The organism is Methanopyrus sp. (assembly GCF_053997775.1).
Genome location: NZ_JBMXXF010000004.1, coordinates 63,415 through 81,839, shown reverse-complemented (window position 1 = coordinate 81,839; position 18,425 = coordinate 63,415). Strand labels below are relative to the sequence as shown.

General features: G+C 69.8%; 18 protein-coding genes and 1 pseudogene. 11 read left to right on the top strand and 8 right to left on the bottom strand.

The genetic code is table 11. The features are described from left to right. Positions 1–6 precede the first annotated feature (6 nt). Entirely contained in the window at positions 7–1,017 is a 1,011-nt protein-coding gene (locus ACXJJV_RS01100; RefSeq protein WP_456466324.1) for an RNA-guided pseudouridylation complex pseudouridine synthase subunit Cbf5, read from the top strand. On the opposite strand, the gene tfrB is transcribed toward ACXJJV_RS01100, so the two are convergent. The 3 genes from tfrB to ACXJJV_RS01085 are packed head-to-tail and all read right to left on the bottom strand — an operon-like array spanning position 1,014 to position 3,518. Beyond that, positions 1,014–2,489, bottom strand: coding sequence for a fumarate reductase (CoM/CoB) subunit TfrB (tfrB, locus tag ACXJJV_RS01095; RefSeq protein WP_456466323.1), 1,476 nt, complete (start codon positions 2,487–2,489; stop codon positions 1,014–1,016). The two genes, ACXJJV_RS01100 and tfrB, sit on opposite strands and share 4 nt — an antisense overlap. A 4-nt stretch (positions 2,490–2,493) precedes the next feature. Then, positions 2,494–3,102, bottom strand: coding sequence for a DUF366 family protein (locus ACXJJV_RS01090; protein WP_456466322.1), 609 nt, complete (start codon positions 3,100–3,102; stop codon positions 2,494–2,496). Further along, the gene (locus ACXJJV_RS01085) at positions 3,015–3,518 is read right to left on the bottom strand and encodes a methylated-DNA--[protein]-cysteine S-methyltransferase (protein ID WP_456466321.1); all 504 of its coding nucleotides are present in this window, start codon (positions 3,516–3,518) and stop codon (positions 3,015–3,017) included. The genes ACXJJV_RS01090 and ACXJJV_RS01085 overlap by 88 nt, the downstream gene beginning before the upstream one ends. Before the next feature lie 13 nt (positions 3,519–3,531). Between ACXJJV_RS01085 and gatE the strand changes: the two genes are divergently transcribed. From gatE to glmS, 3 genes are read left to right on the top strand one after another with little or no spacing between them, the layout of a single operon-like run. Then, positions 3,532–5,454: a Glu-tRNA(Gln) amidotransferase subunit GatE gene (gene gatE, locus ACXJJV_RS01080; RefSeq protein ID WP_456466421.1), complete on the top strand. Its 1,923-nt coding sequence runs from the start codon at positions 3,532–3,534 to the stop codon at positions 5,452–5,454. Positions 5,455–5,465: 11 nt separating this feature from the next. Next, on the top strand, positions 5,466–6,512 hold the full coding sequence (locus tag ACXJJV_RS01075) for a M20 family metallopeptidase (protein ID WP_456466420.1): 1,047 nt from the start codon (positions 5,466–5,468) through the stop codon (positions 6,510–6,512). 1 nt (position 6,513) lies between these two features. Then, positions 6,514–8,358 carry a glutamine--fructose-6-phosphate transaminase (isomerizing) gene (gene glmS, locus ACXJJV_RS01070; protein WP_456466320.1) on the top strand — a complete coding sequence of 615 codons (1,845 nt, stop codon included), beginning with the start codon at positions 6,514–6,516 and terminating at the stop codon, positions 8,356–8,358. Position 8,359: 1 nt separating this feature from the next. On the opposite strand, the gene ACXJJV_RS01065 is transcribed toward glmS, so the two are convergent. The 4 genes from ACXJJV_RS01065 to ACXJJV_RS01050 form a co-directional block, all read right to left on the bottom strand. Then, positions 8,360–9,862, bottom strand: coding sequence for a DHH family phosphoesterase (locus ACXJJV_RS01065; protein ID WP_456466319.1), 1,503 nt, complete (start codon positions 9,860–9,862; stop codon positions 8,360–8,362). A gap of 130 nt (positions 9,863–9,992) precedes the next feature. Next, a complete protein-coding gene (locus tag ACXJJV_RS01060) occupies positions 9,993–10,256 on the bottom strand; it encodes an eS26 family ribosomal protein (protein WP_456466318.1) in 264 nt (87 codons plus the stop codon). Between the two features lie 17 nt (positions 10,257–10,273). After that, on the bottom strand, positions 10,274–10,807 hold the full coding sequence (locus tag ACXJJV_RS01055) for a ferredoxin domain-containing protein (protein ID WP_456466317.1): 534 nt from the start codon (positions 10,805–10,807) through the stop codon (positions 10,274–10,276). Next, positions 10,804–11,391, bottom strand: a complete 588-nt coding sequence (locus tag ACXJJV_RS01050; protein WP_456466316.1) for a hypothetical protein — start codon at positions 11,389–11,391, stop codon at positions 10,804–10,806. The genes ACXJJV_RS01055 and ACXJJV_RS01050 overlap by 4 nt, the downstream gene beginning before the upstream one ends. 28 nt (positions 11,392–11,419) lie before the next feature. On the opposite strand from ACXJJV_RS01050, the gene glyA reads away from it, so the two are divergent. The 7 genes from glyA to fhcD are packed head-to-tail and all read left to right on the top strand — an operon-like array spanning position 11,420 to position 17,409. Further along, complete coding sequence (gene glyA, locus ACXJJV_RS01045; protein WP_456466315.1) at positions 11,420–12,700, top strand: serine hydroxymethyltransferase; 1,281 nt, start codon at positions 11,420–11,422, stop codon at positions 12,698–12,700. Beyond that, positions 12,673–13,323 (top strand): phosphoserine phosphatase SerB, encoded by a 651-nt coding sequence (gene serB / locus ACXJJV_RS01040; RefSeq protein WP_456466314.1) that lies wholly within the window; start codon positions 12,673–12,675, stop codon positions 13,321–13,323. Before glyA ends, serB begins: the two co-directional genes overlap by 28 nt. Further along, on the top strand, positions 13,323–14,273 hold the full coding sequence (locus tag ACXJJV_RS01035) for a coiled-coil protein (RefSeq protein ID WP_456466313.1): 951 nt from the start codon (positions 13,323–13,325) through the stop codon (positions 14,271–14,273). Before serB ends, ACXJJV_RS01035 begins: the two co-directional genes overlap by 1 nt. A gap of 17 nt (positions 14,274–14,290) precedes the next feature. After that, a complete protein-coding gene (locus ACXJJV_RS01030; RefSeq protein ID WP_456466312.1) occupies positions 14,291–14,803 on the top strand; it encodes a chorismate--pyruvate lyase family protein in 513 nt (170 codons plus the stop codon). Further along, entirely contained in the window at positions 14,778–15,629 is an 852-nt protein-coding gene (locus ACXJJV_RS01025; RefSeq protein WP_456466311.1) for a metallophosphoesterase family protein, read from the top strand. Before ACXJJV_RS01030 ends, ACXJJV_RS01025 begins: the two co-directional genes overlap by 26 nt. After that, positions 15,595–16,464: a shikimate dehydrogenase gene (locus tag ACXJJV_RS01020; protein WP_456466310.1), complete on the top strand. Its 870-nt coding sequence runs from the start codon at positions 15,595–15,597 to the stop codon at positions 16,462–16,464. The genes ACXJJV_RS01025 and ACXJJV_RS01020 overlap by 35 nt, the downstream gene beginning before the upstream one ends. 54 nt (positions 16,465–16,518) lie before the next feature. Beyond that, positions 16,519–17,409 (top strand): formylmethanofuran--tetrahydromethanopterin N-formyltransferase, encoded by an 891-nt coding sequence (gene fhcD, locus ACXJJV_RS01015; protein ID WP_456466309.1) that lies wholly within the window; start codon positions 16,519–16,521, stop codon positions 17,407–17,409. Positions 17,410–17,462: 53 nt separating this feature from the next. Here the strand turns inward: fhcD and ACXJJV_RS01010 are convergent. Beyond that, positions 17,463–18,362 (bottom strand): annotated as a pseudogene (locus tag ACXJJV_RS01010) (YcaO-like family protein). Positions 18,363–18,425 lie beyond the last annotated feature (63 nt).

Below are 18,425 nucleotides of genomic sequence, written 5' to 3'. Positions count from 1 at the left end.
TCGAGCGTGAGCGGGTCGGGGAAGGAGGCGCGGGAGCGGAGGCTTCCCTTCGAGCGTGAGCGGGAGATGATAACCAAGGCGGAGGCCGAGACGGACCCACGGTACGGGTGCCCGCCGGAGGAGCGGCCGATGGAGGAGTACATCATGAAGGGGGTCATCAACCTCGACAAGCCCGCGGGTCCGACCTCCCACGAGGTGGTCGCGTGGGTGAAGGAGATCCTGGGGCTGTCCAAGGCGGGTCACGGGGGCACGCTGGACCCGAAGGTCACGGGCGTCCTTCCCGTCGCGCTGGAGAAGGCCACGAAGATCATCCAGACCCTACTACCCGCGGGCAAGGAGTACGTCTGCATCATGCACCTGCACGGGGACGTGGACGACGACGAGCTGGAGCGGGTGGTGAGGGAGTTCGAGGGGACGATCCTGCAGCGCCCGCCCCTCCGGTCCGCGGTCAAGCGCCGCGTGCGGCCGAAGAAGGTGTACTACATCGACATCATCGAGCGGGACGGTCGGGACGTGCTGCTACGGGTCGGCTGCCAGGCGGGCACCTACATCCGGAAGCTCTGCCACGACATCGGGGAGGCGCTGGGCGTCGGCGCGCACATGGCGGAGCTGCGCCGGACCAAGACGGGCCCGTTCTCGGAGGAGAACGCCGTCACGCTTCACGACCTGAAGGACGCCTACGAGTTCTGGCGGGAGGAGGGGTGGGAGGAACCGCTGAGGCACGTGATCCGGCCGATGGAGGAGGGGCTGAGCCACCTACCCCGGATCGAGATTCGGGACACGGCCGTGGACGCGATCTGCCACGGGGCCGACCTGGCGGCGCCCGGGATCGTCCGAGTGGAGAAGGGGATCCAGCCGGGCGACCTAGTGGCCATCTTCACGCTGAAGGGCGAGGCGGTGGCGCTGGGCGTGGCCAAGGCCTCCTGGAAGGAGATGCTGCACGCCGATCGGGGCATCATGGTGGACACGAAGCGGGTGCTGATGGAGCCGGGCACGTACCCGAAGGCTTGGGGCTAGAGGGAGCGGGCCAGCAGCACGGTGAGGTTAGGCACCTCCGCGTCCACCCCGCACCGCTCGACCCCCTCCCGTAGGTTGTACTCGCAGAACGGGCACACGGTGGTCAGGACGTCCGCCCCCACCTCCTCGACCATTCGCGCCTTCACGTCCGACATCAGTCGGGCCAGCTCCGGCAGGCCGGCGCGCACGCCCCCACCGGCCCCGCAGCACCGGTCCGGCTCGCGCATCTCCCGAAACTCGACCCCCTCGACCGACTTCAGCAGGCGCCGGGGCTCCCGGTGCACCCCCTGCCCCCGCTTGAGGTGGCACGGGTCGTGGTACGTGACCACGACTTCCTCCGGGTGCTCGAACCCCCGCTCGTGCGCCTTCAGCTCCACCAGCAGCTCCGTCACGTCCAGCACCTCCCACTCGAACCGCTCCCCCAGTAGCTCCGGGTAGTCGTTCTTCAGCGTGGCGCCGCACCCCGCGCACACCGTTACGATCACGTCCGGATCGACCCGCTGGAACGCCTCCAGGTTCCGGAAGGCCAGGCGCTCGGCCCGGTCCCGCTGCCCCGTTCGGAGCAGGGGCGAGCCGCAGCACACCTGGTCTTCCGGGATCACCAGGCGGAACCCCAGCTCCTCCGCCAGCCGGACGAGCGCCCTCCCGGTCTCGGGCAGCCGGTAGTCGACGAGGCATCCCGTGAAGAAGAGCGCCGTCACGTCCCCGGACCCGTGCTCGCCCGCGCACTCCTCGAGGAAGCACTCGTCCTCCCGCTCCACCGACCGACCGGTGCGAACGGCCCGCTCCCCCACCTCCCGGTGCGCCTCCAGCGGTCCGAGGCCTAACTCCCGCAGCCGCGCCCGCACCGCCTCCACGGCCTTCTTCGGGATGTCGATGTCCTTCGGGCAGACCTCCGCGCACCGGTGGCACGTCGTGCACGCGTACACGTCCACGCCCTCGAGTCGAGGCGTCCGATCCCACTTCTCCGACTCCTCCGCGAGCTTTCGCAGGACGGTGGGTCCGGGGTTCCGGGTCGAGCCCGCCCGGATCACCGGGCACTCCACGACGCAGCACAGGCACTCGATGCACGAGCGGAGCTCGTGCAGCCGCTCGGCCCGGTCCGGTTCCAGTCGTCGGAACCAGTCCAGGTGAGTCCGGGGCGCGAGCGGTCGGAGGCGCCCCGTCACCTCGCGCCAGTCCACGACGAGGTCCCGGATGACCGGAAGGTGCCGGAGCGGTTCGACGGTGACCTCCTCCCCCGGCTCGAGCCGGCGCTCGCAGGCCAGCCCCGCCTCCCCGTTAATCAGGACCGCGCAGGTCCCGCACTGAGCGTTCCTGCACGAGTACTGGAACTGCAGGTCCGGGGCCTCGTGCTCCTTGATCCACAGCAGCGCGTCCAGGAGCGTCATCCCCTCCCGGTACGGTACCTCGACCTCCAGCTCCCGGTCCGGGGTGCGGATGCGGACCAGCACGGTCTCCTCCTCGCCCATGCCCTCACCACCTCATTTTGGTCAGGTCCAGCTCGACGTCCTCCACCTCGCGGACGAAGGCGACCGCGATCTCGCGGCCGAGCTCCAGCGGGTCGCCCTCCCATCCGAGGTCCCGGAGGGAGGTCGCGGGCACGGGCACCCCTTCGGTGGTCACGTTGACGCCCAGGTGGGCCAGGGCGCCCGGTCCGGCCGGTCGGAAGACGGAGACCGTGAGCTTCCGACCGTCGTGGAGCAGGTCGTCCCCGTCCCGTTCCAGCCTGACGGACAGCCGCTCCTCCAGCACCTCGCGGGCCGTGACGACGAGGATCCGCTGAAGGAGGCCGGCCGCGAGGGGGTCGCACCGGGTGGGGTCGTCCAGGATCAGGTGCAGCACGTCCGCCCCTCGGATGGGCTCGTCCAGGTCCTCGGTGTCCACCGTGTGCTCCCGGCTCACGTCCATCGGGCCGCGGAAGACGAGGATCGCGCGCCCGCGCACCCCGTACCGCGCGTGGGCGTAGGCGCGGCGGAGCTGGGAGCCGTCGTACCTCATCCGCTCCCGCTCGAGGACGATCGTCCAGCCCCCGACGCGGCGCGTTTCAGCGCTCCCTCGAGCCTCAGGAGCCTGCGCTTCCATCGCGACCCCCACCTGAACCCTCCCAGTCCCCGGGACCCGACGACGCGGTGGCAGGGCACGAGCACGGGGGTCTCGTTCCGGGCGAGGGCCCGGCCGACGACGCGCGGGTGCGTGCCGACGCGCTCGGCCAGCTCCCCGTACGTTTTAACCTCGCCGTACCCCAGCCTTCTCACCTCGGAGAGCACGGCCCGGTGCACCGGCGCGTCCGGGAGCCGCACCGGGACGTCTCGGAGGTCCACCCGCTCGCCCCGGAAGTACCGTTCCAGGCGCTCCCTTAGGTTCAGGAAACCCTTTTCCGGTAGGTCGGGCGGCTCGGTTCCGGGTGGCTCGACCCGGAGCGCGCGCCGCCCGTCGTGCACCACGTACCCGCGCCCGTACGGGGTCTCGTAGGTTAGAACGTACCGGGGCGTGGTCATCGTGGTGGAGCCCCTGACCGAGGATGAGCTGGATTGGGAGGAGCTCGGGCTGCGGGTGGGTCTGGAGATCCATCGTCAGCTGGACACCCCTAGGAAGCTGTTCTGCGGGTGCGAGCCGGAGCTGGTGGAGGAGGTGCCGGAGGAGCCGAGGGTGCGGCGTAAGCTGCGGCCGGTTCAGAGCGAGCTGGGCGAGTTCGACCCGGCGGCGCTGGAGGAGTTCAAGCGGGACCGGACGTTCTACTACCTGGCGGACGGCTCGTTCTCCTGCCTGGTGGAGCTGGACGAGGAGCCGCCGCACGAGCCGTGCGAGGAGGCGCTGGACACGGCGATCAAGGTCACGCTGCTGCTGGGTGGGGAGGTGGTCGATGAGGTGCACGTGATGCGCAAGATGGTCATCGACGGCTCGAACACGACCGGGTTCCAGCGGACGATGCTGGTGGGGATCGGCGGGGAGGTGCCCACGTCCGAGGGGCCGGTGCGGATCAGCACGGTCTGCCTGGAGGAGGACGCGGCCCGGAAGGTGCGGGGCTGGGATCAGGAGCTGCGGGTGGAGTACTGCCTGGACCGGCTGGGCATCCCGCTGATCGAGGTGTCGACGGAGCCGGACATCCGGACGCCCGAGCAGGCGCGGGAGGCGGCGGAGAACGTCGGGGAGGCGATCAAGGCGGTGGGCGGGGTCAAGTCCGGGATCGGTACGGTGCGGCAGGACGTGAACGTGTCGATCGAGGGGGGCGCGGTGCAGGAGATCAAGGGCGTGCAGGACCTGAACCTGATCCCGAAGGTGGTGCGGTTCGAGGCGCTGCGGCAGGCCAACCTGCTGCGGCTGCGGGACGCGCTGCGGGAGCGGGGCGTGAAGGAGACGGACGTGGTGGAGTCCCGGCCGGTGGACGTGACCGAGGTGTTCGAGGGGACGGAGTCGGAGGTGGTCCGGCGCGAGCTCGAGCGGGACGGCGTCGTCTACGCGCTGAAGCTGCCCGGGTTCGACGGGCTGCTGGGTTTCGAGCTCTGCCCGGGCCGCCGGTTCGGGACGGAGCTGGCCGACTACGCGCGGCGGCGGGGCGTTTCGGGCCTGTTCCACTCGGACGAGCTGCCCGGGTACGGGATCTCGGAGCGGGAGGTGGAGGAGGTCGAGCGGCGGCTGAAGGTGGGGGACGGGGACGCGTTCGTGCTCATCGCGGGGCCGAAGGACCGGGTCAGGTCGGCGATGGAGGCGGTGAGGGATCGGGCGGTGATGGCGCTGGATGGGGTTCCGGCCGAGACGCGGCGGGCGCTGCAGGATGGGACGACGGAGTACATGCGGCCGCGGCCGGGCGCCGCGCGGATGTACCCGGAGACGGACATTCCACCGGTCGTGATCAGCCGGGAGCGGGTGGAGCGGCTGCGGCGGGAGCTGCCGGAGCGGCCGTGGGAGCGGCGTGAGAAGCTGCTGGAGGAGTACGGGTTGAACGAGGAGTTGGTGGAGCAGCTGTTCGAGCACGGTCGGGTGGAGGAGTTCGAGCGGTTGGTGGAGCGGACGGGCGCGGACCCGAAGGTGGTGGCCACGACCCTGGTGAACGTGCTACCGAGGCTGCGGAAGGACGGGTACCCGGTGGAGGAGCTGCGCGAGTCGCACCTGGAGGAGGTGCTGCGGCTGTACGCGGAGGGGAGGATCGCGAAGTCGGCGATCGAGGAGCTGCTGGGGGCGCTCGCGGCGGACCCGGACGCGGACGCGGAGGAGCTGGCGGAGGAGCTGGGCCTGATCGCGGCGTCGCGGGAGGAGATCGAGCGCGTGGTGCGGAAGGTGGTGGAGCGGCATCGGGAGGAGATCGAGGAGCGCGGGATGCGGGTGATGGGTAAGGTGATGGGGGAGGTGATGGAGGTGCTGCGCGGGCGCGCGGACGGGAAGTTGGTCAGCGAGATCGTGAGGGAGCACATCGAGAGGCTCTCGGGAGCGTGACCGCGTTGGACGTGGAGAAGCGGGTGGTGCGGCTGCTCAAGGAGTACATCTCCATCCCGAGCGTCAGCGGGGAGGAGCGGGAGCTGGCGGAGCGGTACGCCTCGGACCTGGAGCGGGCCGGGCTGGAGGTGCGGGTGGACGAGCTGGGGAACGTGATCGCCCGGCGCGGGGAGCCGTCGGTCTGCCTGACCTCGCACCTGGACACGGTCCCTCCGGACGGGATGGAGGATCCGTTCGAGCCGCGGGTGGAGGAGGGTCGGGTCTACGGTCGAGGGGCGTGCGACGCGAAGGCGAACCTCGCCGTGTACGCGGTCGTGGCGGAGCTGTGGAAGGGTCCCCTGGAGGTCATCGGGGTGGTGCGGGAGGAGACGGACTCGGCGGGCGTGCGGCGGGTGCTGAGGGAGGGGGAGATGGTCTCGGACCACGTGATCAACGGGGAGCCGACGGGGCTGCGTCCCGTAATCGGTCACAAGTCGCGGGCGGAGGTTCGGCTGCGGGTGCGGGGGAAGCCGAGGCACGCGAGCGAGGACCCGCGGGACAACCCGATCCTGCGGTTTTATCGCGCGCTGAGGCGGCTGAGGGAGCGCGCCCGGGGGCTGGAGGACGGGCTCGGTCGGCCCACCGTGGTGCCGACCCGGGTCGTGGCCGAGTCCGGGGCGACGAACGTGACGCCGGAGGAGCTGGAGGCCGTGCTGGACGTGCGGTTGAACACGCGGCTGTCCCCGGACGAGCTGCGGGAGCTGCTGGAGCGGGAGTGCGAGGAGGTGGAGGTGCGCTCCGGAGCGCCGCCGTTTCGACTTAGGGGGGACGAGGCGGTGGTCCGGGCGCTGGTGGGGGCGTTGAGGCGGCGCGGCCTGCCCGCGGAGCCGACCGTGTGGTCGGCCAGCACCGACGCCGGGTACATCCGTCACCTGGGCGGGAAGGACGTGGTCGTGTTCGGGCCAGGATCCATAAAATACGCTCACACCCCGGAGGAGCACGTGCCGATCCGGGAGCTGGTGACGGCCGTGCGCGTGCTGGAGGAGGTCGTGAACGAGCTGTCGCAAGGGTGTGCGTAACGTGTGCGGGATAGTCGGATACGTGGGTGAGCGGGACGCCGCCCCGATCATCGTGGAGTCGCTGGTGCGGTTGGAGTACCGGGGGTACGACTCGGCGGGCGTCGCGACCATCCACGAGGGTCGGCTCTACGTGGAGAAGGACGCGGGGAAGCTGACGGAGGGTGGCGAGCCCACGGACCTGCAGCGGCGGTTGAAGTCCCTGCCGGGTAAGATCGGGATCGGCCACACCCGGTGGGCCACGCACGGGGACCCGACGCGGGAGAACGCTCACCCGCACACGGACTGCCGCGACCGGATCGCGGTCGTGCACAACGGGATCATCGAGAACTTCAGCGAGCTGCGTCAGGAGCTCGAGGAGCGGGGTCACCGGTTCACCTCGGAGACGGACACGGAGGTCGTGCCTCACCTGATCGAGGAGTTCATGAGCGAGGGCAAGTCGTTCTTCGACGCGTTCGTCGAGGCGGTCAAGCGCCTGGAGGGATCGTACGCGATCGCCGCGATCTGCGTGGACGAGCCGGACGTGATCCTGGCCGCCCGGAAGGAGAGCCCGCTGGTCGTGGGGCTGGGCGAGGACGGGAACTTCCTGGCCTCGGACATCCCAGCGATCCTACCGGAGACGAACGAGGTGATCCCGGTGGACGACGGTGAGGTCGTGGTGGTGAAGCGGGATGAGGTGAAGATCCTGGACGCGGAGACGCTGCGGGACGTGACGGACGAGAAGGAGGTGCAGGTGGTCGAGGAGGATCCGCATCGGCTGGAGCGGCACGGGTACCCGCACTTCATGCTGAAGGAGATCCACGAGCAGCCGGAGGCGGTGCGCAACACGCTGACCATCGAGCGGGACCGGCTGGTGGAGATGGCCGAGGAGCTGGCCCGGGGCGAGTACCGGCGGCTGTACATCGTCGCGTGCGGTACCTCGTACCACGCGGGGCTGGGTGCCAAGTACGCGATGGAGATGCTGGCCCGGTTCCCGGTGGACGTGGTCATCGCCTCGGAGTTCCGGTACGTAACGCGGGAGCTCGTGGACGAGGAGACGCTGGTGCTGGCGATCTCGCAGTCCGGGGAGACGGCGGACACGCTCGCGGCCGTGCGGGAGGCGAACGAGCGGGGCGCGACGACGATCGCGCTCACGAACGTCGTCGGCAGCACCATCACCCGCGAGGTCGATCACGTGATGTACACGCACGCGGGCTTCGAGAAGGCGGTGGCGGCGACGAAGACGTACACGGCCCAGCTGGCGGCGATGTACACGTTGACCGTGGAGCTGGCCCGGCGGTTGGGCGAGCTGACGGACAAGGAGGCGGAGGAGTACCACGAGGAGCTGGGCCGGGTGCCGGAGATGCTGGAGCGGGTGCTGGAGTGGGAGCGGGAGCGGGAGGTCGCCGTGCTGGGTGGTCGGTACAAGGAGCGCCCGAACTGGTTCTTCATCGGGCGGGGCCCGGGCTACCCGACGGCGATGGAGGGCGCGCTGAAGCTGAAGGAGATCACGTACCAGCACGCGGAGGCGTACCCGGCGGGCGAGCTGAAGCACGGTCCGCTGGCGCTGATTGAGGAGGGGGTGCCGGTGGTCGCGGTGGCGCAGCGGGGCGGGGTGTACGAGAAGATGCTGGCCAACATCGAGGAGGTGAAGGCGCGGGGCGCGACGGTGATCACGGTGGCGGAGGAGGGTGACGAGAACGTGGAGGAGCACTCGGACCACGTGATCCGGGTGCCGAGGATCAGCGAGGTGTTCTCGCCGATCGTGTACACGGTGCCCCTGCAGCTGCTGGCGTACTACATGAGCGTGGCGCGGGGCATCGACCCGGATTACCCGCGGAACCTGGCGAAGAGCGTCACGGTGGAGTAGCTCACTCTCCCTCCTCCTCTTCCTCGATCCCGATCACCTTGAAGATGCGCTTGCGCACCGCCTCCTCCACCAGCTCCAGCACCTCGTCCTTCTGCACGTCCTTGAAGATGCCCAGCGGGATCTCGGCCGCGGCCGCCTTGGAGTGACCGCCCGCGGACCCGACGTCCCCGAACGCCTCCCGCATCACCTCGCCCAGGTTCAGGCGGATGTCGTCCGTGCGGGCGGAGATCTTGATCTTCCCGTTCACCACCCCGAAGACGATCACCGTGTGCACGCCCTCCAGGTTCAGCAGGTAGTCCGCGGCCTGAGGCAGCGCGTCCTCGTTCTTGACGAACCCGACGTTGGAGAACAGGTAGCTGCGGACCACGGTCCGGTTCCGGATGGCCTCACCCAGCACGTCCAGCGTCTCCGGGGAGATGTCGGGGGACTCGATCTTCGCCAGCACCTCGTGGTCGGCCCTCGGGTACAGGAAGGCGGCCGCCTTCAGGTCCTCCGGGGACACGTTGCGGGTGAAGTTCAGCGTGTCCGTGCGGATCCCGTAGAGCAGCGCCGTGGCGGTGCGGCGGTCCACGTCCTTACCCATCGTCTTCAGGTACTGGGTGAGGATGGTCGAGGTCGCGCCCACCTCGGGCCGGTGGTCCGTGAACTCGGCCAGTTCGAGCGCGTCGAGCGAAGACCCCTCGCTGACGCTCATCATGCTGCCGTTGGAGGATGAATCGTGGTGATCGATGACCGCGAGAATGCGGCCGTCCAGGTCATCCCCCAGCTCCTCCTCGAGCACCTTGGGCACGGTGGGCGTGTCGACGATGGCGAAACCGTCGTACTCGTCCAGGTCCGCCTCCGACGCGCGCATCATCTCGATGTCGAGCATGTTGACCAGGGCCTTGTTCTCCTGGTGCCCGATCTCGCCCCCGTACACGATGTCCACGTGCACGTCCTTCTCGGAGACGAGCTCCTGCAGGGCGACCGCGCTGGCGATGGAGTCCGGATCCGGGTTGTTATGGGGGACGATCGCGACGGAGTCCACGCGCTCGAACACGGCCAGCAGCTCCTGCGCCTTCTGCCGGTTCCGCACGTTGTCGATGTTGTAGAGGAGCTTCTCCACGAGGAGCTGGTTGGGGGAGAGCACCTCGTCGGCGCCCAGCTCGTTGAATTCCTCCACCCGGTCCTCATCAGCCACGCGGACGACGACGTAGGCGCCCTCGTTCAGCCTGCGGATTAGCTCGACGGCCCGCGCGTTCACGTCGTCGTCCGGGGTGAGCACGTAGACGGTGACGGCCTCCTCGACGCCCGCCTCCTCCAGCACCTCCCGATCCGTCACGTCCCCGATGACCACGTCGAATCCCTGCTCCTTCAGCACCTCCGCGCGGTTCTCGTCGCAGTCCACGATCACGACATCCTCGCCGCGGTCCCGGAGCGCGTCCGCGACCACGTGGCCGACGGAACCGGCTCCCAGAATCACGTGCAGGGGAATCGTCGATGCCCCCGCGCCGACGGTGGGCAACGCGTGCACCCTGGGCGGACGTCGCGGTCGTTCAAGCGTATATAACGATGTCCGACCGCTTCCCGAGATAGCTTGTCAGAAATAGTCGAAAAAACCGGGCGGGGAGGGCCGGAGGGAGCGCGGGCGGCGCTTACCGGCGCTTGGGCTTGCGGATACCCAGGAACCGGGCGCACTTGGGGCAGTAGTAAACCTTCCTGGAGAACGTGTGCACGTACCGGTCGTCCACGGCCTGCCGGACCACGGGGTCCGTGATCCGGAACCCCTGGGTGGCCGGGATGGCCTTGTGGCGGGGAACCTTGCCGCCACAGCACTCGCAGGTCACGAACGAGGGTTTACCGCGGGACTTAGACTGCTTCCAGCCATCCCGACCCTTCCGCCTCGGGTTGCGCGCCATTCGGCGCTCCCTCCCGGCTAACCCTCCCTGTCAAAGTATATATTCTTCCCGGTTGCGGAGAGCGGGATCCCGATCACGACGTCAGCGTCGATCAGCCCCAGCGCCCGGACGGCGACGCCGACGGTGTACATCAGCCGGTTGTCGACGACCAGGTCGTTGGCGATCTTGGCGGCCGAGCCCAGCGCGATCCCCAGGTCGATCAGTTTGAACCCGCAGAGCGGGCCGGCGAACTCCCGATCCACCTCCCTCTCCTCGAGCTCGTCGCAGTCCGAGCCGCACATCCCGCAGTGGAGGCCGCAGGGACCGCTAGACTTGACCCCGATCGCGACCAGGCACTCGGACTTTCGCAGGCACTCCGCGTCCCGGCGGAAGAAGTCGGCCCCTTTCTCCTCGGCGATCTCCTCCATCTTGTCCGCGATCTCGCGCAGCCGCTCCTTATCCTCGATGATCTCCACCACGATGTCGTCGATCCCGCGCGTCTTGGGGGCCGTCCGGGCGGCGACGGCCATCAGGCGGGCGACCTGGCGGACGCCCTCCGCCTCGGGCTTCACCGGGGGCCACCCCCGACCGTGGGCGGGCGTTCGGCGAGGAGCATGTCAACCAGGCTGTCGCACAGGACGGCGGCCATCCGGGCGTCCTTCTCGGCGGCGATGGGGGGCGCCGTCCCCTCGGGATCGTCCGTGATCGCGCAGATCATGCCGTCCTTGGTGCGGCACATCATGCCGGGGCGGGCCGGGATCCACCTCCGGTCGCGCGGGTCGTAGACGCGGTCCACGGGTCGCCCCTCGAACGCCTCGGCGGAGGTGAGCGGGAGCCGGAGGAGGGCCTTGTTGACCGCCTCGGTGCCGCGGCCCGGGAAGAACGCGTCCATCAGGGCCTTCCCGAGGGCCGTGAACGTGCCGGTGGCGAGATACTTTTTACCGCGCGCGCCCCGGGCCGTGCGAGCGTTGTAAATGCGGACGTGCACGCGGTACATGCCGGTGACGGGGCTGACCAGTCGCTCCACGATCTCCTCCACCCTCTCGCGCCCGGGCACCTCGACGTCGATTTTCAGCCCGGAGCCGGGGCGGACGGTGACGCGCGCGTGCGTGATGATTCCCTTCGTGACCGCCTCCCCCAGGGCCTTCCCGGTCACGCGCACCCTCCCCTTGGGGGCGCCCCGTTTGGACGAGGTTCGGGAGATCGTGAGGGCGGTGGAGCGGCACCATCGGTGGCTCCGCGAGTGCCTGCCCATGATCGCGAGTGAGAACGTCACCAGTCCCGCGGTCCGGGAGATGCTCGTCACGGACTTCGGCCACCGGTACGCGGAGGGGCGGCCCGGGGAGCGGCTGTACGAGGGATGCCGGTACATCGACGAGGTCGAGCTGAAGTGCGTGGAGCTGGCCAAAGACCTCTTCGGGGCGGAGCACGCGAACGTGCAGCCCGTGTCCGGGGTGGTCGCGAACCTGGCCGCGCTGGCGGCCCTGACCGAGCCGGGCGACGTGGTGATGGGGCTGCGGATCTCGCACGGGGGGCACATCAGTCACCACGAGATCAGCGCGCCGGGCGTGCGCGGGCTCCGGGTCGAGTTCCTGCCCTTCGACGAGGAGGACATGAACGTGGACGTGGACGCGGCGGTCCGTCGGATCGAGGAGGTGGAACCCCGGGTGGTCATCCTGGGGGCGAGCCTGTTCCTCTTCCCGCACCCGGTGGAGGAGATCGCCGAGGCGGTGGAGGCGGTCGGGGGGCGCGTGCTGTACGACGGTGCCCACGTGCTGGGGCTCATCGCGGGGGGCGAGTTCCAGGATCCGCTAAGGGAGGGCGCGCACGTGGTGACGGGGAGCACGCACAAGACCCTGCCGGGGCCCCAGGGTGGGATCATCCTCTGCGGGCGCGAGCTGGGGGACGCGATCGACGAGGCCGTGTTCCCGGGTCTGGTCAGCAACCATCACCTGCACCACGTGGCCGCGCTCGCGGTCGCGCTGGCCGAGTTCAAGCGGTATGGGAGGAGGTACGCCCGGGCCACGGTACGGAACGCCCGGGCGCTGGCCGAGTCCCTGCACGCCGAGGGGCTGGACGTGCTCTGCGAGCACCTGGGGTTCACGCGCTCGCACCAGGTGGCGGTGGACGTGAGCGAGCACGGGGGCGGGGCCGAGGTGGCGCGCCGGTTGGAGCGGGCGAACATCCTGTGCAACAAGAATCTGCTGCCGGGGGACGATGAGTCCGAGGCGGAGGATCCCAGCGGGATCCGGCTCGGGGTGCAGGAGCTGACGCGGCTGGGGATGGGTCCCTCGGAGATGGAATACGTGGCGGAGTTGATCGCGGACGTGGTGCTGGACCGGCGGGGCGTGGACGAGGTCCGGGAGGACGTGGCCGAGCTCCGTAGGGAGTTCCAGGAGGTGGAGTACGGGCTCGGGGACGGCGTGGGTGCGCACGAATGGCCCCGGTTCGCGGACTGGTCGTGATGGACTTCGACGGGACGCTGGTGGACGGTGAGACGATCGACGTGATGGCGGAGCTGGCGGGAGTGGGCCGGGAGGTGGAGGAGATCACGCGCCGCGCCATGGAGGGGGAGCTCGAGTTCGGGGAGGCGCTGAGGGAGCGGGTGCGGCTGCTCGCCGGCGCCCCCGCCTCGATCCTGGACGCGGCGACCGCGCGCCTGCGGCTGAACCCCGGGGTCCGAGAGTTCGTGGCCGCGGTCCGACGCGCGGGGGCGGCGGTCGCGGTCGTGAGCGGCGGGTTCACGGAGGTGGTGCGCCGGTTCGCCCGGGAGCTGGGGCTGGACGCGGTCGTTGCCAACGAGCTGGAGGTGAGGGACGGGGTCCTCACGGGCCGGGTGTACGGTCCGGTGATGAGCGGGGAGGCGAAGGGCCGGGTGCTGCTTCAGCTGTGCCGGAGGTTCGGCGTGCGCCCGGAGGACACGGTGGCGGTGGGCGACGGTGCCAACGACGCATCAATGTTAAATCGCGTCGGTCTCCCGCTGGGGTTCCGGCCGAAGGGAGCCATCCGGGATCTCGTTCGAGGGTCCCTGTCCGACTTCCGGGAGGCCATCCCGCTGGTACTGCGGTTTTGGGGCGTCCGCGGCTGATGGTCTTCGCGGAGGAGAAGCTCCAGGAGATCAAGCGGCTGGAAAAGCAGCTGGCGGACGTGCGGAAGGAGATCGACGATCTGGAGGAGGAGCGGGGGAGGCTGGAGCGGAAGGTTCGGAAGCTGGAGCGCGAGATCGAGCGGCTGGAGCGGGAGGCCGAGCGTTACCGGAGGAAGCGGGACGAGCTGAACGAGCGGGTGCGCGAGCTGCGGGAGCGGGCGGAGGAGCATCGTGAGCGGCGGGATGAGCTGAACGAGGAGGTGCAGGCGTACAAGAAGAAGCGGGACGAGCTGAACGAGCAGGCCAATCGGATCGCCCGGAAGGCCAAGGAGCACGTGGAGCGGGCGAAGGCCCTCCGGGCCAAGGTTAAGCGCCCTATCGGGGAGATCCGCCGCGAGATCGAGCGGCTGGAGCGGGAGATCGAGACGAAGCCCATCTCGCCGCGCCGGGAGGAGCGGATCGCGGAGCGGCTCGAGCGGCTCCGTGAGCAGCTGGAGTACTGGAAGCGGGCGGAGAGGCACTCCCGGGAGGCGGATCGGCTCTTCTCCCGGGCGGACGAGCTGCGGGAGCGGGCGAACAAGTACCATCAGCTGGTGGTTAAAACCGCGGAGAAGGCGAACAAGCACCACGACAAGATGCTGGAGTACTACGAGCGGGCGGACCGGATCCGGGAGAAGGCGGACGGATACCACCGGAAGTACGAGGAGCTCCGGTTCAAGGTGAGGAGGCTTCGGGACGAGGTTCGGGAGCTGCGGGCCCGGATGGAGGAGCTCGAGCAGAAGATCATGGAGAAGCGCGCGGAGGAGAAGGCGCTGGAGGTCCGGATCAAGGACCTGGAGAGGGCGGCCGTCGACCGGGAGAAGATCGAGGAGATCAAGGAGAAGCTGGAGCGTGGGGAGAAGGTCAGCTGGGAGGAGCTGCAGCTGCTGCAGCAGTACGGTGAGATGTAGCCCCCGAGGTGGGGTTCATGCGGGTCCCGCTCCTCGAGGTCATCCTGCACACGGACGGCTCCGTGACCCGCATCCTGCGCCGCTTCTTCAATCGAGTGGAGGTGCGGCCGCTCCGGACCAAGCGGGTGCACGTGCGCGGTCGGGAGGCCCGGTTGCTCGGCCTGCCGGACGGGGACGTGGCCTACCTGCGGCGCGTCCTGATCGAGCTCGACGGTCGCCCCGGGATCCTGGCCACCTCCTACGCCCGCCCCGACAACCTCCCCGGTGACATGCGGAGGCTGGTCCTGCAGTCCCGGAAGCCCCTAGGTGAGATGATCGAGGAGATGAGGTTGGAAACGCGGAGGGAGATCGTGCGGGTGGGCACGGTCCGGCTCTCGGGCGAGGAGAGGCGGCTCCTGGGCGTGGAGGCGGAGGAGGTCCCGTGGAGGGAGTACGTCGTGTACCACGACCGCACGCCTATGCTCCTAATTCGGGAGAAGTTCAACGTGCAGGTGTTCGGTCGGGATGGCGATGCAGAGGACGCTGGATGAGGTGCTGCAACGGCCCCGGGTCCGCGCCGAACGGGTGCTGATCGCCTCCGACGTGCACGTGGGGGACCGGTACCAGGGGCACGATCCGGAGCTTCTGGAGATGGCCCTGGAGCTGGCCCGGGATCAAGACCTCGTGGTGCTGGACGGGGACTTGGCGGACCCGAGGGCGCGCGAGCGTGAGGTGGAGGGGCTCGTGGAGTCGCTCCGGGACCTGTCCGAGGAGGCGAGGTTGGTGGTCGTGCCCGGGAACCACGACACGCTCCGGCTGGTGCGGCGGCTGCGGAGGTCCGGGATTCCGGTGATGATGAGGAAGTACGAGGAGCGCCGGGGCCGCGGGTGCCCGCCCGGGCACGAGGGGCCTTCGCTCGGGGGTCCGGAGTGGCTGGAGGTGGGGGAATGCCGGTTCCTGATCGCGCACGGGCACGAGCCGTGCGGTGAGCTGGGGTTGGAGCCGCAGCGGCCGGGAAACCCAGTCGCGGAGGCGTCTCCGATGCCTCGACGGGACCAGCTGCTGGATAACTATACGTGTCGTGAATACGAGATGCCGGACCGGTTGGAGGAGATCGCCCGGGCGAGCGGCGCGGACGTGGTGGTGGTCGGCCACACCCACTGCCGGTTCCTGGGGCGGTTCGGCGGGGTGCTGGTCGTCAACGTGGGCACCACGGCGTGCCCGGCCACGTGCGCCACGTGCCGGGATCCGCTCAACGTGGGCAACGTGTGCCTGCTCCGCCTCTCCGGATCCCGGATCCGGGCCAAGCTGTTCAACATGAGGGAGGGGAGGGTGGTGGCGCGTGAGCGTGTCCGTCCCCGTCGACGCGGAGACTAAGGTCGTGGGGCTCGTGGGCCACCCGGTGGAGCACTCCCTTTCCCCGCCCATGCACAACGCGGCGTTCCGGGAGCTGGGTCTGAACTACGTGTACGTGGCGTTCGACGTGCCGGAGCGGGAGCTGGAGACCGCGATCGTGGGCGCCCAGAGTCTGGGGATCGTCGGACTGAACGTGACCATCCCGCACAAGGAGCGGGCGCTCCGGGTCTGCGATACCGTGGATCGGGACGCGGAGCTGATCGGTGCGGTGAACACGCTGCGGTTCCGGGAGCGGAGGGTTGAGGGGTACAACACGGACGGTGAGGGGTTCCTACGGGCGTTGAGGGAGGCGGTGGACTTCGATCCCAAGGGCGTGAAGGCGGTGATCCTGGGCGCCGGCGGGGCGGCGCGGGCGGTCTCGTTCAAGCTGGCCCTTGAGGGCGCGGATGAGTTGGTGATCGCGAACCGGACGTACGAGCGCGGGGAGCGGCTGGCGAGGGAGCTGGAGGAGAGGACGGGCGTGAGGGCCCGGGCGGTGGAGCTCGACCGTGAGGTGCTGCGGGAGGAGCTTCGGGACGCGAGGCTGCTCGTGGACGCCACCCCGGTCGGCATGCACCCGAACGAGGACGAGCCCCCGTTGGTGACGGCCCGGGAGATGCACGAGGATCTCATCGTGAACGACCTGGTGTACAACCCGCCGAAGACGCGGCTGCTGGAGGAGGCGGAGCGGGCGGGGGCCACCCCGGTCGACGGGGTGGGGATGCTCGTGCACCAGGGCGCGCTGGCCTTCGAGCTCTGGACGGGCGAGGAGGCGCCGGTGGACGTCATGCGCGAGGCCGTGCTGGAACGCCTTTAGGGAAATCGTTGCGGATTTAAGCCCGGACGGTCGGGGTCGGCCGGGGATGCGCGGATGAAGATCAACGGGGTCGAGATCGAGGACACGTTCGCCGAGGCGTTCGAGGCGAAGATGGCCCGGGTGCTGATCACCGCCGCGACGCACCGCTGGGCCCGGATCGCGGCCCGGGAGACCGTCGGGTTCGGCACCTCCGTGATCATGTGCCCGGCGGAGGCGGGCGTTGACGTGGGGTTCGTGCGGCCCGAGGAGACGCCGGACGGGCGGCCCGGCGTGATCGTGATGATCGGGCACAACGACGCGGACGAGCTGAAGGAGCAGCTGCTGGACCGGATCGGCCAGTGCGTCATGACCGCCCCGACCGCGGCCGCCTTCGACGCGATGCCGGAGGACGAGCGGGAGGACGAGGACCGGGTCGGATACAAGCTGAGCTTCTTCGGGGACGGGCACCAGGAGGAGGACGAGGTGGGCGACCGCAAGGTCTGGCGCGTACCGATCGTGGAGGGCGAGTTCATCGTCGAGGACACGTTCGGGATCACGACGGGCGTCGCCGGCGGGAACTTCTACATCATGGCGGAGAGCCAGCCGGCCGGGCTGCAGGCGGCCGAGGCCGCCGTCGACGCGATCAAGCGCGTCGAGGGCGTGTACACCCCGTTCCCGGGCGGCGTCGTCGCGTCCGCGTCGAAGCCGGGGTCCAAGGAGTACGACTTCCTGCCCGCGTCCACGAACGACGCCTACTGCCCGACGGTGGAGGGCAACGAGCTGCCGGAGGGCGTCAAGTGCGTGTACGAGATCGTCATCAACGGGCTGAACGAGGAGGCCGTGAAGGAGGCGATGCGGGTGGGCATCGAGGCCGCCTGCCGGCAGCCGGGCGTCGTGAAGATCAGCGCCGGCAACTTCGGCGGCGAGCTGGGGCAGTACGAGCTGCACCTGCACGACCTGTTCTAGGGTCCGCGAGGGTGACACTCGTCACCGGTGAACCCTCGGCACGGGCCTTTTCTTCATCCCACCCAGTCCTTCGGCGGCTCCTCGGGCAGGTTCCCCACCCGGCGCTCGTCCAACGCGAGCTCCGCCGCCCCGGTCACGCGCACCCTCACCACCGGGACCTTAAGATCCCCCCGCGTCAGGTCGACCACGAGCACCCGACCCAATCCACCCTCGCGAACCCGCTCCACTAGTTCTTCGAGCAACCGACCCAACGAGCGCGCGCGCACCTCCCGATCCAGCTCGTCCAGCTCCACCGTCCCGGAGGCCCGGAACCAGTGCCGGTGGATCCGCTTCAACCGCTCCGGCGTCAGCTTCCCGCCCAGCGGGTCGACGCGCCGGACCCCCTCGAACCCCTCCCGGGCCATGAACACGCCCTGCGCCACCTCGAGCAGGGACCGCAGCGCCGCCATCCGCGGGTCCGGGCTGCATCCGAACCCCAGCACCATCTCCCGCACGGACGGGGACTCGACCACCGCCCCCACCGCGTACACCCCGGGCACCCGGGACGGGAGCAACCGCAGGTGCACCTCACCGCCCATTTCCTTGGCGATCAATCACCGGAGCCGTTCCAGGTCCCCGTGCACCCGGAGCCCCGGGGCGGGCCGTCGATGGTACTCGAACACGCTCCAGGCGTCCCGCTCCAGCACCTCCAGCAACCCCTGGACGACCGCCTCCTCCCGGGTGCGGCCCGCGGCCAGGCCGCTGGTGTGTGAGGGGAGCCCGTCCCCCGGCCAGGGATGAAGCGCCTCGTTCGCGGGCACGTGGACGGTCCCGCCCTCGGTCAGATCCCGGGCCGGCAGCCAGGCGCCCGGCTCCGTCGGGTACCAGGGCGGGACCCACGCGTCCCCCTCGGGGCGGCCGCGCTCGGGTTCGTGGTGCTCCGGCTCCGCGGAGGCCCGCTCCACGGACTCCATGATCCCGGAGACGGTGGACTGCTCCTCCGACGTGCCCTTCCCGGCGTGAGCCCGGGAGCCCCG

What these genes read in the sequence shown, in the direction of transcription:
- tfrB (WP_456466323.1), bottom strand. Translation starts at nt 2,489, where the DNA reads ATGGGCGAGGAGGAGACCGTGCTGGTCCGCATCCGCACCCCGGACCGG.
- ACXJJV_RS01090 (WP_456466322.1), bottom strand. Translation starts at nt 3,102, where the DNA reads ATGGAAGCGCAGGCTCCTGAGGCTCGAGGGAGCGCTGAAACGCGCCGC.
- ACXJJV_RS01085 (WP_456466321.1), bottom strand. Translation starts at nt 3,518, where the DNA reads ATGACCACGCCCCGGTACGTTCTAACCTACGAGACCCCGTACGGGCGC.
- ACXJJV_RS01060 (WP_456466318.1), bottom strand. Translation starts at nt 10,256, where the DNA reads ATGGCGCGCAACCCGAGGCGGAAGGGTCGGGATGGCTGGAAGCAGTCT.
- serB (WP_456466314.1), top strand. Translation starts at nt 12,673, where the DNA reads ATGGCCCCGGTTCGCGGACTGGTCGTGATGGACTTCGACGGGACGCTG.
- ACXJJV_RS01035 (WP_456466313.1), top strand. Translation starts at nt 13,323, where the DNA reads ATGGTCTTCGCGGAGGAGAAGCTCCAGGAGATCAAGCGGCTGGAAAAG.
- ACXJJV_RS01030 (WP_456466312.1), top strand. Translation starts at nt 14,291, where the DNA reads ATGCGGGTCCCGCTCCTCGAGGTCATCCTGCACACGGACGGCTCCGTG.
- ACXJJV_RS01025 (WP_456466311.1), top strand. Translation starts at nt 14,778, where the DNA reads ATGGCGATGCAGAGGACGCTGGATGAGGTGCTGCAACGGCCCCGGGTC.
- fhcD (WP_456466309.1), top strand. Translation starts at nt 16,519, where the DNA reads ATGAAGATCAACGGGGTCGAGATCGAGGACACGTTCGCCGAGGCGTTC.